This is a genomic window from Candidatus Kirkpatrickella diaphorinae (assembly GCF_025736875.1).
Lineage (GTDB): Bacteria > Pseudomonadota > Alphaproteobacteria > Acetobacterales > Acetobacteraceae > Sorlinia > Sorlinia diaphorinae.
The window spans coordinates 1015199-1027738 of the sequence record NZ_CP107052.1; the positions used below are offsets into that span (position 1 = coordinate 1015199).

A 12540-nucleotide genomic window follows, 5' to 3' on the forward strand; every position below is an offset into this window, starting at 1 on the left:
CCCTTTATCCGGCGCGGGCTGTATAGCAAGAGTTAGTGCGCAGGTAAAAGTGATTTTACACAATGTCGTTATCGTCATGAATGTGCGTTTTCCCCCGCACGCGCTGGCATCAAAGCGCGAAGCCGGGCGCGCGCCGTGCGGTAATAAGTCGGGTCCAGCTCAATGCCGATCCCGTTTGCGCCAGCTCCCTCCGCGGCAACCAGCGTGGAGCCGGAACCAAGAAACGGGTCAAGCACGATCGAATTTTCATCCACACCATGCAGCGCCAGACAGGCGCCAGGCAATCCGACCGGGAAGGTGCCGGGATGCATGAATTTCTGCTGCTTCGTGCGCACGGTTTCATAGGGGATGTACCAGGTATTGCCACGGCAACGGCAATCTCGCGCGTGATTGCGTCGCGCAATGTTGCTTTTATCTTTGAAGGGCACACCGATGGCGAGGCGGTCAATGACAACAGCCCCCTCATGCGTGAAGTGAAACACGTGCTCATGATTATGATTGAGGAAACGGGTCGAATTGAGCGGTTTGAAATGTCCGTGTGTCACATCCCCGATTGCGAGGGATTTCACCCAGATAATGTGGTTCTGTAATGAAAATAGCGGCTGCAATCTCATGGCGAGTTCGAAAGGCAACCAGGGCCGTCGCGACGTCCCAGAGATATTGAGGAAGAACGACCCCTCCGGTCGCAGGACGCGCTTTAATTGCTGGCAGATCCTTATCATCCAATCAAGATAATCAGCATCGGCCATCGCATCTTTATATGAATTATAAGGTAGCCCGATATTATAGGGTGGCGAGGTCACGATCACATCGATGGAAGCCGCGTTCATACGCCTCAAAACGGTCATCGCGTCCCCGTTGATCAGCACATGCCGCCCTAATTTCTCACGCCGCGCGCGACGCTTCGGCGCCGTCATTCGGCCGTCGCACGTGGCAACAATATAAAGAGTCGTCCTGATTCATGCTGATCAGCTGCGACATGATCCGCATCCGGGCCCCAACCTGTGAAAAGCGCGACATGGCCCAATGGCGCGGCCAGATTCGCATCCTGCATGAACGCCATGTGGCGCCACGATTGCGAACCCCCGTTCGGCAGCTTCATAGATGTCTCAACCCAGACCGGTGCGCCGAAAGGGATGGATTTCGCATTGGCACGCAGGGAGCGATATGGCGACAGGCCGATCCCCATCGCGCCGGGTGACCCGGATGAAAGAGATTGGGGCGGCAGGACTTTGAAAAAGACGTAATCCTGATTCTGCGCCATTAATTGTTGCGCCTGCTGGGGGTATTGATTCATCCAGTTGCGAATGGCCGCGATCGTGATGTCTCCATCCGAGATGTAATTTCTCTCCCGCATGATGCGACCGATCGGTGTATAGGGACGTCCATTCCGAGCTGCATAAGCGACATGGATGATATTCCCATCCGCAAGACGAAGCCGCCCTGCTCCCTGGAATTGAAGCATGAAAAGATCAGCCGGGCTCCTGACCCAGGCGATTTCAAGCCCTTTCCCTTTCAGCGCGCCCGCATCAATTTCCGCCCTTGAGTAGAATGGGACGAAGCGCGTCCCGATCCAACGCCCTGTAACCCAGCTGCCGCCGCCACGTTGAGAGCGGACGAGATCCTGCGGCCTGGCATAGACAGGGATGCGATATTCTGAAGTCTCATGGCTTGACGCCGGGACGATGATTTCACTGAAACCTTCAATGAGGTCGTCACCATTCACGTAATAAGGCGTGAACCACCTCTCAAAGAAAGATTGTATCGACCGGTCATCAGCCGGAGGTGCCGCGTTAAAGGCGCGACAGGCCGGTTGCCACTCACGCGCGAGATTTCCCGCAGGCAGCGGCGTCCCGCCGCTGATACGCGCATCGCCCGGCAAAGTTAAAATCCGACGGCATTCTTCCTGGACGATCGGGGCGATCTGGCTGAAGGACTCATTCCCCCAGCTGCGCAGGGAACCATAAGAGACAGGCTGGTGCGTCTCCTGACCGGAAGGGAGCTGCGGCGCGCACCCACTGATGATCAGGGCCATCAATAAAACCACGAAACGCCCTGAACTATTTATTTTCATGAATCATCAGCCTTGATGCTTTGAACAGTCTGGCACGCCGTCGGAATCTGGCAGCCACTTAAGTGCATTCCAGTCAGCTCACGCCGCTCTGATCGCGGCGACCCGCCATTTTTCCTGCGTGTTGTCCGGTCCGGTTACCTTGATAAAGCGCCAAAGCTCAGAAAATTCCGTCACGGATTCTGTCCCGGACACGAAATCCTTGTTCGCGTCGTAGACGGCGCTGATCTGCCTTGAGACGAATTTGACGTCAATGGATGCCAGTCCCGCCTGCGCCCCGGGGCTCGTTATGGCGGCATCCTCAAGCGCGACCTCATCAATCGCCTTGATCTCGGCCTTCTGAGTTGTCTGATCTTTCTGACGGGCTTCAATGACAGCGTTGAACGTGTCGAACGCGTCCTCCGTGAGGCAGGCTTTCAAGCGAACAACATCGCCCGCTGCAAAAGCCGTTACGACATCCCGAAATGTCTGTTGTGCCTCTTCCACAAAGCCTGATGGCTCAAACTTACTGACATGCCGCCCGATTTCCTGCAGAACCTGGCCGACGCGCGTATTCGGTTGCGGGATGTCGCAGCGTGTCGCCGCCTTGACCTCACCCATATCAGGCCCGGCCGCCAGTTTGCTCGATGGCAGGGGCTTTTTCTGGAATGTCACAACGGCTTCCACCCTGACGCGTCGACCGAGCACGACAAAGAGCCGCCAACCCAGAACCAGGGCAACCAGCACAAAGAAGATGATATCGAGCGGGATAGGCAAGCCTGACATAGGCGGTTAATCTCTTTCACAAAAGTGGAAACGTAAAATTAGATCGCTTACTGCACAGGAACAACCTTTAAATACGCATGCACCCCATCCTTGCCGAAATGAGATCATCTCCCCTCCGTCCGTCACGGCATAAATGCTGATATCACCCTGAAAAATGGCGCTGAAAGGCGTGTTTTCAACCCCCGCCCTCAAGGCTTAACGCAGCGGAGGCCCTGACGAGGCCGGTTAAGCAATATTTTAGGCGGTGTCGGTCTGCGAATAAATGTCGCCTGTTAATGCCGTCATTCTGCCGACCGACCCGGATAAAATCGACGATGGACGCCCTTAAACTTTCTGGAGAGTCTAGGCCCCAGCCTTGTGCCCGTGCTAAGATCGGTCGATCAAACATCGTCATGTCATGACGACGACAGTGACCAGACCAAAGCCCGGGAATTGAGAATGACAAAACCAAGCAACGAACAGAACGAGAATTCAGGCGCAGCGCCGTCAACCTTGTCGCTCTCTGTCAATGTTCAATTCATCAAAGATCTATCCTTCGAGGTTCCGGGCGGTGCGGCGACTTTCGCCTCTATTAAGGCGGCACCGCAGATCGGCGTCAATATCGATGTGCAGGCGCATAAGCTCGACGATAAACAGCCTGTTTATGAAGTCGCAATTGCCGTGAAAGCCGAGGCGCAGGAAGCCCCTGAGAAGGAAGGCGGCGTCCCGGGGAAACCGATTTTCATCCTTGAACTGACTTATGCATCCGTCGTGACCATTGCTGACGCGCAGGATCAAGCCATTGAGCCCATCCTGCTGATCGAAGTGCCGCGCCTCCTCTTCCCCTTCGTGCGCAGTATCATCAGTGACGTCACGCGCGATGGCGGCTTTGCACCTGTTGTTCTGCATCCAATCGATTTTGTCGGGCTCTGGCAGAGCAAACGCGCGCAGCAATTTCCTCAGACGGAAGGCAATGCCTGAAAGGCGCGGACGACACGATATGATCAAGGCGCCCCACCGGGCGCCTTTTTTCTGACGCGACGTTGGAAATCGCGGCGCGCTCATGTCACTGACCTCACCGGGTCCAAAGCTGCGCCAGTGTCGACACGACGTCTTCCTCCGCGACATAGGGGCCGAACGCTTTGATCTCGATCGCCAGAATGCGCGCCTGACCGTCCAGCAATTCCTCCATCGGCAGCACGGCCTGCCCTGCTGTCCATCGCATCGCCTGCCCCGCCTCGACACCATGCCAACCGAAAAGATTCGGCTCTGAAAGATGACGGGTCATCGCCTCCACGCGATCCGGGAAGATGATCGTGATTTCGCCGATTAAAACGCCGAGATTTCGCCTGTCATCAATGAAGGGTCCGATCACATCACAAGGCCGCGCTGCAGGACTTCGGATGGATATGAGTCCCTGAAGCGTTTTCACATTAAACAGCAAGGTTCTGCCGTGATGCCTGATCGGCGCGACGGCTCGCCCACGTGCGTCCACCACCTGGCAGGTGATCTCCTGTGATGGCTTCATGTCGCGCTTGCCCTCCTGTCGGAAGCCCATATGCGCCGCGCGCGCCTGAATGCCACGCGCAATCGGCTCAATATAGTCTGAGGTCGCGACCTGCAGTGCCATTTCCCCGTCATGCTGCATCCCGAACAGTGACACGCTTTCATCCAAGATCTCGGAAACGCTGAGAATGGCTTCTTCTGTCGGGATGGCAGATCGGCATGGCAAATTATTGGCCCAGACGACAGCGTTTTCAACGGTTGCAAAATGATAATGCGTGCTTAAAGAAATCCCGTGATCGTAATAAATCGTTGCGCCATTCTCAAGCCTGTGGGTTGGGATAAGATAATTGCCGAAAGCCACAAAATGTGCCGGCCCGACAAGTAAGTCGCGGCACGGCACATCATCGGCAATCGCACTTTGCATAATCCGGATCGGGAAACGCGAGACGACGTCATCTTTACCAGCACCGGCGGTCACCGTGTAATGGCCTGTCTGGATGACGTCGCAACCGGTCATTCTTCCATCGACAGATGCGGCGATCCTGTCCCCGACAAGGATATCCTCGACGCGTTTTTCACCTGATAGGGTGCGAATCATTGTGCCAGCGAGGAAAGATTGGCGGTCTGTGACTGAGGTCACCCCTTTTTGCGTGCTTTTTAAAGTTAGGGCGTCATCCTCTATTTCAGCCTGGGATAGCGTCTCTGCAGCAATTTCCGTCTTTGTCAGCAAAATCAGAACTCCGCGTAACAGTCTTATCGCCTGCGCCCGGGGGCAAAGCATCTCCGGGCTGTTTTATCGAGAGAGGGTGGGGGGAAGCTGATGCCGGGAAAAAACTTTCCTAATTTCACCAGTGCACCCTGAGATGCTCATACAATCTGAATTTTTATATTTTTGATTGGCATGAGCCCGTAGAGCGCTGAGCCAACAGGGACCTGCCCCCTCTCCTGACAGGACCGACACGCGTCGTCAAAGCCTACTGCATGAGGCGATTCGTGACCGTTTTTTTAAAACATAACTCCGCTCATAAACTTGTGCTTTACTGATGTTTACGGTATAGTTATGGAATTATACGATTAAAAAACAATAATAACAAGGCATAAATTCATGAAAATTATAATGGCAGTCGCGATGTGCGTCTGTGCGATCTCGTCCCCCGCTCATGCAGGTGATGATCTTGAACAATTATGTGCTGCGTTATCCGGCAAATTCGATCACGGGCAGACTATTTTATATAAGGGCATAAATGTAACCGATGTCATCGGCGCCAAATTAGGCCCGAGTTGGGGCGCCACATTCAAAATCGGCGGCGGCGATCTCGGCACGAATTACTGTCTTTACACCGTTAAAAATGACGATCCCTGGACGTATGACATTGCGAAAATGGCGTATCTGACAGGCGTGAAGACCGATATCTGCGTTGCGCAAAGCACGCTCGACCCGAGTATTGATAAGCTTGTCGGCATCAGATTATCTGAGTCGACCCCGGCGGGAAAACGCACATGAGCAGCGCATCGCTCATCAGCCGGCTCATCGTTGCTTCAACGGTCATTTTCAGCTTCTCCTGCGCCTCCGCGCTGCCGGTCAAGAAAGTGTTCCGCGCTGAGTCGAGACCGCCTTCTGAAGTCTTCGCTTCCGGCTTTACGTCCTGGGGCGATAATATCAACGTCAATGCACACATTCTCGGGTTGAGCGGCGGAAGGGGCAGCCGCGACTCAGCCTTTATCCCCACAACATCCAACCCCGATATAGCACGAAGATTTGCGATCGACCTGCTTAATGTCGCATGCGACGCGACAAGCTACATTTATAACATCCGACCGGACAGAAACTTCTATTCGGCATCGACGTCGATCTATAATATTTATGAGCATGCGACCTCGCCGCGCCGCGTTTCAGACCAGATGAGAGCCACCATGGCGCGGGAACAGGAATGGTTTGTGCCCCACCACATACCGACAGAGCAAATTCAGTCTGTAACGATTTACACGCGCGTGGGCGGCGTTATTCATGAAACCACGCTGGATAATGATCACTACGTGCCTGGTGACACGCAATCCAACGACGATCCCTACCCGTCGACGCACCAATATCCAATTACGAGCGGCCCCATCAGAACATTGGGAGCCAGCATGACGAATGTCGACACGGAACAACCCGGCAACAGGTGGCCCCTCCCCACCGCCACCCCTTCAACCTTGTTAAATTGCTTCGGATGCGTGTTTCATTCTGAGTTGTGATGGACAATCAGCCATCGTGCACGCGCGTGCACGGTGTGGCGGGAGATGGTGTAAGGCACGCTGGTCTGTCTCGCTACGGAGCTGCGCTTACCACTAGTTATCCTTACGGGCAGGTAATCCAAAACTCTCTAAACAGAGCCGTTGCGACGAGCACTTTTTTTGATATCAGTGCCGGGAAACGGCTTTTGAATAGGCGCAAGCCTGATGAGTTGAGGAGGGGTATCATGGACGCTTTTCTTCGCAGTCGCACAGCCTTTATCTCAGCCTTCATCTTTGGCGGACTGGTCGCATTATCGTTCCTGATCCGGTTTGCAGGATGATCACGCAGGATCATCCTCAGGAGGCAGGCGAGGCTCTCTTCGGGCCTCGCTGGCAGTCTGAACTTGCGAGCGCACTGAGCGTCAATGTGCGCACCGTCCAACGTTGGATATCCGGCAAAAACCCCCTACCTGACTAGCTCGCGGAAGATCTGGCTAAACTTGTTACGGAACATCGCGACCGGTGGGATGAGATCGCCGGGCGGATCGCTTTGTAGACAGAGCCTTACGATGTCGCGACAGTGCTGAACTGATAAGAGGAATCGTCTCTCTGTGAAACGCGTTCAATAAGAAAGCTTGCTGAATTAGCCAAACCACGAACCCGTTCCTTCGCCTTCTAGAAGCGCCGATGTTAGGCAGCGCGTCATACTTGGGTTGGGCGTTGCCGTGATGTGAACTCTCGTCATTTTTTCACAGGAGATCTAAAATTCTCGCGATTTCGAATCATGTAAATAAGGTGTTCGAGCCATTCCTATCTAATGGCCCTGCCGAGTAGAAAGGTAATGAACGGGGGTGTGCAATATTTATAAGTAATTTTCCACATTGCCTTCCAAAATCGCGTGAACCACGGATCAAGATCGTCGGCAGCATCAATTTTCACATCTTTTCCTGTTTTCAAAGCGATCTCCAGGCGAGTGATACCTTCCGTCGTGAGCTGCGCGCTGCAAATCCAATCGTTGTTCATCCGAGGAACCGTGCCTTTTTTGATACTGTCTCTATGCAGCTGCACAAAAAGTATGTCTAAGTAACTAGTCGGATAAACATGACATAGCCCCAGACCTTGTAAGTGCGTCAAGTGCCCGTACAGGTTGTCCGAGTATCCGCTCTCACCGAAGTAAGTTGTTTCAAATTTTTTTTCCCCAAGTTTATAAAGTAGCTTCCGGCACCGTTTCCGATCTATTCCCGAAACATTAGAAATTTCCACACTGTTCTGATCGCCAGGCGAAATTGCAAACATCTTACGAAGCAGCCGTCAGCTCAAAAGTTTTCGACTTACCACCCTATTTAGCTCTGAGTTAACAACCCTCATGACCCTTTTTTTTAACCGGCGGGATCCGAATACAAAATCCCCCTCGCTCAAATTGACGGTTCAGTTCAAGCACGGTTGGATTCTGGCTCGCAACGATGCTGAAGATGAATTGAGGGTTCCCAAACCATATAAAGCCGGAAAACGTTCTATCCATAACGAGATATCGATAATAAAATTGTTTGGAAAGATCTTTTCCGCGTGCGATTGTTGGCCGCTGTATGTGCAAATCTAAGCTTCTTCGAAGCTCAGGTCGTTCAAAAGCTTGTAGAGTAAAAATCCGTGTGAATACCTCTCCAAGATGGATCCTACCGACATGCTGAAAATAAAGAGATCGACCCAACCAACCGCTAAAATTCGTCAAAAAATTGTTCAAGCTTGCTGGAAAATCGATGACCTTGGCACCATCAATCGCTAATTTTGCCGCCGACTCATCATTACCAGCTAGCTCTCGGAGGGCGCGTTTTGCTTCCTCTCCTTCGATGACCTTAATCTTCTCAAACAGGTCAGGCCGACTCATACGCACACCATCGACGAACTTTTGGAAGTCAGGGTCTTTGACAGGGTCGAGGTTTTGCATTTTGAGGAACTTTCCGATTACCTGCTCGTCCTCTCCCTTCCCATTGTTACAAGCCATACATGCGGGAAATGCATAATTTTTTGGCCATTGCCCTTCGCGGAAGAAGCTTCTAGGGGGAAAGTGGTCCACGGAGTCTGCCTTTTCCCCGCAATAAATGCATTGATCGCTCCTTTTTAAAGCTTCCTCTCTCTCCCTATTTCTCCTCCTCTTTTTGACTTCACTCATTGCATTTCTTCGCAGCCTGCGCCGCCCTCCAATTCCAACCCCGTGACATGGAAACAGGTCCGTCGCCAGGATTGGGTGGGACGGCATTTTAAAGAAGAAATTAACTCGCCTACTCAACCAATGTCCAGCATCCCCGCATCAAAGACCGGTAGTTTCGCGATCTCATTGCAATCTTGGTCGAGACTGCGATAAACTCCCGGGCGACGCATAGTGACACGGTGTAATTCTCCCCGCCGTAGGACGCCCCATAATGGGCGGATCGCTATGTGGGGTTCATGGGAGGCCCCACCTATGCGTCGACTGCCTTGAGGACAGTGACCCGTCCAAGACGCTTCAGACGCGCGATCTCCTTGTCGGAAATTCGACTTAGTGACGTCAGGAATAACTCGTCACCCTGCTCTGTCCGTTTAACGGCGATCCGGTAAAACACCTCGCTGGATTTCGAGATCACGACGGTCGCTCGCTCAATGTTCCCTTATTCCAACATTGAGATGTCCGTTAACAGTCAAGCTTATTGGTCATGATGAAGGTCGGCATGATGCCGTCATTAGCGGCCCGCTACATCGTCTCCAATCTTATTCTTATTGATCGCGTCCATGGCGGAGAGGGTGGGATTCGAACCCACGGTACGCTTCCACGCACGGCGGTTTTCAAGACCGCTACCTTAAACCGCTCGGTCACCTCTCCTTACGGAGACACTCTTTGCCGAAAAGCGCGTTCAAACGCAAGTCCCGTTTCCTACCGCTTTGTTGTTACGGCTTCAGCCTGGCGCAACAGGGTTGGGGCGCATCTCATCCAGCGGCCATCTTGGGCGGGGTGCGATGTTGAGGTCGTTTATAGCCGCAGCGGGGTGCGCCCGTCTTTTCTGCCACGCGGCCCATGCAATCATGACAGCATTATCCGTGCAATATCGCACAGGCGGGACAAAGAGCGGTAGGCCGCTTTCCTGCGCCACGGCCTCAATGGCGTTGCGTATTGCCTGATTGGCGGCAACACCGCCCGCCACGACGATATTCTTCGCCTCGGGAAAAGCCGATAGCCCGTTTCTGACGCGATCCGCCATGACGCGCGCGACACTGGCCTGAAAGCTGGCTGCGATATTGGCGGCATCCCGCCGGGTAAGCGCTTCCGCCCCGAAACGGGAAACAACCCGGGATACCGCCGTTTTCAACCCGGAAAATGAAAAATCACACCCCGCGCGCCCGACCAGAGGGCGTGGGAAATCCCATTGACGTGCATCCCCCTCCCGCGCGAGCATTTCCAAAGCCGGGCCGCCGGGCCAGCCAAGGCCCAGCATCTTTGCCACTTTATCGAAGGCCTCACCAGCCGCATCGTCAATCGTGCTCCCTAAAAGGGTGTAATCCACGATATCGCGCACAGCGACGCACTGGCAGTGCCCACCAGAGACAAGCAGAAGCAGGAAAGGGAAAGGCGCCCCCCCGCCCGGCATAAGCGGCCATGTCGCCATCAGCGCATGGGCCTCAATATGGTTGATCGCGATAAAAGGCCGGTTCATGGCCAGGGCGAGACCTTTGGCATAATGACTGCCGACAATTAAACCACCAATCAACCCGGGGCCTGTTGTCGCCGCGAAGGCGCCCATGTCTGAAAGTCGGTAGCCCGCATCGGAAAGACATTGCGAGACGAGGTCCGGCAAATGCGCAAGATGGGCGCGCGCCGCAATTTCCGGAACAACCCCACCCAGCGCCGCGTGTTCATTCTGTGAATAGATCCGGTCCGCGCAGATCTGACCATCAGGCAACATGATGGCGCAGGCCGTGTCATCGCATGAGGATTCGATTGCGAGGATCGGGGCATGCCCGTTTATGGCGGCAGAAGAGTCAGAGGAAAGCGACGCGGTCATCCCATCATGTTACGACATTGCTTGACTTTAAGTAACAATTTTCCCTCCGACGGAGAGAATAGTTTCTTTTAAACCCTGAAAAGAGTAGTTAAACCCTGAACGCACGATAAGGCCATTGATCAGATTGAGCTTGAAATTGTGAAGAGCGCACTTCAGAAAGTCGCCGCTGAGGCGATGAAACGCCGCGCCATGGGTCGCGCCCATGTTTCGGAGGCACGGCGCGCCCTCCCCCTCCGCGTCGGCACGCGTGGTTCACCCCTGGCCCTCGTGCAGACGCGCACCTTCCTGACGCGTCTGACGCGTTTCTGCCCGATTTTGCGGGATCTCGGAGCGTTTCAGGAGCACCAGATTTCAACAACGGGGGATCGCGTCCAGTCCCGCGCCCTGGCTGAAATCGGGGGTAAAGGGCTGTTCGCGAAGGAAATTCACGAGGCTTTGATTGAAGGGCGGATCGACTTCGCCGTTCACAGCCTCAAGGACCTGGAGACGAAACTGCCCCACGGCCTGGCGCTGGCCTGCACGCTCAAGCGGGAGGATGCGCGCGACGCGCTGATCGTCCATCCGCGCCTGCGGGAAAAAGCGCGCGCCATCGTCGCAGCGGGGGGTGACCCCCTTGATGTGCTGCCGCAAAACGCCATGATCGGCTGCGCCTCCGTCCGTCGACAGGCGCAATTGCGCTATAAACGCCCGGACCTCCGCTTCTGCCTCCTGAGGGGCAATGTGCAGACACGGCTTGACAAGCTTGCAGGCGATACGTGCGACGCAACAATGCTGGCCTATGCCGGGCTGAAGCGCCTGGGTATGGAAGACCGGGCCGATGCCGTGCTCAGCACGGATGATATGATCCCCGCGGCCGGGCAGGGTATTGTCGGTGTCACCGTGCGCAGCGCGGATACGGAGCTTAAGGAGCTTCTCCTCGCGATTGAAGACCCGGAAGCCCGCGCTGTCGCCACGGCGGAACGCGCCCTGCTCGACGCGCTTGATGGCTCCTGCCGCACGCCGATCGGCGGGTATGCGCGGCTGCGCCCCCGCCCTGGACACACATCGCGCACCGTGCTTGAGGATTACGAAATTGTGCTGACAGGCATTGTTGCGCGCGAGGATGGGAGTTTCTACCTTCAGAAAGAAGTTGCCGGCGCGCCGGAAGATGCGGAGCAACTTGGCCTGGCGCTTGGCGATGCATTAAGAGCCGAAGCGCCTGAGGATATATTTCTGGATGACACGCCCGTCTGAAAGATACGCCGTCATCGTGACGCGCCCCGCCCCAGGGGCTGAAAAAACCTGCCGACAGGTTGCGGCTTCAGGCTGGCATGTCATCTGGCACCCTTTGTTACAGATTGAGGCCACCCCACGCCCTGTTCCTTCAGGGCCTTTCACGCAACTGGTCGTTACCAGCGCCCAGGTCATCCCCGCACTTGATGACATCGCACGGGACATACCGGTCTGTGCCGTTGGGGCCGCGACAGCCGCACGCCTCCGGGCGCACAGGTTCACCAACATCGCAACCTGTGCGGGAAACGCATCATCCATTGTGGCGCATTTGGGGTCAGTGCCGCCATCGGGGCGTCTTCTCTTCCCCACCGGGGCGCAACTGGGCCTGAAATTGACGCGTGCGCTTCAAGCGCGGGGCTGGGATGTCGTGCGTTACCTCACTTATCGGAGCCGACCGGTCACGTCACTTTCTGATTCGCTGTTATCGCAAATACGATCCGGTGCAGTTGACGCTGTCATGTTTTTTTCTTCCCGAACCGCATCGGCCTGGGTCAAAGCCGCGTCGGTCAGTGGCGTCGATACGCGCAATTTGCGCGCCATCACTCTATCCGCTGCCATCGCAGCGCGCCTGAAATCCTCTGACTGGCGGGAAATCTCCACCAGCGACGCGCCGGATCATGACGCGATCCTCCAATGTCTCGGCCCCGGGCCGCAGACAAAGCGTGACGGATGCGCCGAATTTCCGTAAAGCCTGAG

Annotated in this window: 11 protein-coding genes and 1 tRNA gene; 5 read left to right on the top strand and 7 right to left on the bottom strand. The window is 55.0% G+C overall.

Translation table 11 applies throughout. The features are described from left to right. Positions 1-74: 74 nt before the first annotated feature. From N5W20_RS04560 to N5W20_RS04570, 3 genes are all read right to left on the bottom strand, one after another. Positions 75-917, bottom strand: coding sequence for a DNA-methyltransferase (locus tag N5W20_RS04560; protein WP_319807727.1), 843 nt, complete (start codon positions 915-917; stop codon positions 75-77). Further along, the gene (gene mltA, locus N5W20_RS04565; protein ID WP_319807728.1) at positions 914-2035 is read right to left on the bottom strand and encodes a murein transglycosylase A; all 1122 of its coding nucleotides are present in this window, start codon (positions 2033-2035) and stop codon (positions 914-916) included. The genes N5W20_RS04560 and mltA overlap by 4 nt, the downstream gene beginning before the upstream one ends. A gap of 117 nt (positions 2036-2152) precedes the next feature. Further along, positions 2153-2836 carry a Tim44/TimA family putative adaptor protein gene (locus N5W20_RS04570; protein WP_319807729.1) on the bottom strand — a complete coding sequence of 228 codons (684 nt, stop codon included), beginning with the start codon at positions 2834-2836 and terminating at the stop codon, positions 2153-2155. A 438-nt stretch (positions 2837-3274) separates the two neighbouring features. On the opposite strand from N5W20_RS04570, the gene secB reads away from it, so the two are divergent. Further along, positions 3275-3796: a protein-export chaperone SecB gene (gene secB, locus N5W20_RS04575; protein WP_319807730.1), complete on the top strand. Its 522-nt coding sequence runs from the start codon at positions 3275-3277 to the stop codon at positions 3794-3796. Between the two features lie 94 nt (positions 3797-3890). On the opposite strand, the gene N5W20_RS04580 is transcribed toward secB, so the two are convergent. Then, on the bottom strand, positions 3891-4961 hold the full coding sequence (locus tag N5W20_RS04580; RefSeq protein ID WP_319807731.1) for a Hint domain-containing protein: 1071 nt from the start codon (positions 4959-4961) through the stop codon (positions 3891-3893). A 477-nt stretch (positions 4962-5438) separates the two neighbouring features. On the opposite strand from N5W20_RS04580, the gene N5W20_RS04585 reads away from it, so the two are divergent. Then, on the top strand, positions 5439-5825 hold the full coding sequence (locus tag N5W20_RS04585) for a hypothetical protein (protein ID WP_319807732.1): 387 nt from the start codon (positions 5439-5441) through the stop codon (positions 5823-5825). Then, on the top strand, positions 5822-6559 hold the full coding sequence (locus tag N5W20_RS04590) for a hypothetical protein (protein ID WP_319807733.1): 738 nt from the start codon (positions 5822-5824) through the stop codon (positions 6557-6559). Before N5W20_RS04585 ends, N5W20_RS04590 begins: the two co-directional genes overlap by 4 nt. Positions 6560-7892: 1333 nt before the next feature. Here N5W20_RS04590 and N5W20_RS04595 read toward each other — a convergent pair. From N5W20_RS04595 to tsaD, 3 genes are all read right to left on the bottom strand, one after another. After that, entirely contained in the window at positions 7893-8708 is an 816-nt protein-coding gene (locus tag N5W20_RS04595; protein ID WP_319807734.1) for a hypothetical protein, read from the bottom strand. A 597-nt stretch (positions 8709-9305) separates the two neighbouring features. Next, positions 9306-9395: transfer RNA gene (locus N5W20_RS04600), tRNA-Ser, on the bottom strand. 73 nt (positions 9396-9468) lie between these two features. Next, on the bottom strand, positions 9469-10572 hold the full coding sequence (tsaD, locus tag N5W20_RS04605; protein ID WP_319807735.1) for a tRNA (adenosine(37)-N6)-threonylcarbamoyltransferase complex transferase subunit TsaD: 1104 nt from the start codon (positions 10570-10572) through the stop codon (positions 9469-9471). 174 nt (positions 10573-10746) lie between these two features. Between tsaD and hemC the strand changes: the two genes are divergently transcribed. Next, positions 10747-11805, top strand: coding sequence for a hydroxymethylbilane synthase (gene hemC, locus N5W20_RS04610; protein ID WP_319807833.1), 1059 nt, complete (start codon positions 10747-10749; stop codon positions 11803-11805). Next, positions 11789-12532, top strand: a complete 744-nt coding sequence (locus tag N5W20_RS04615) for a uroporphyrinogen-III synthase (protein ID WP_319807736.1) — start codon at positions 11789-11791, stop codon at positions 12530-12532. Before hemC ends, N5W20_RS04615 begins: the two co-directional genes overlap by 17 nt. Positions 12533-12540: the final 8 nt, after the last annotated feature.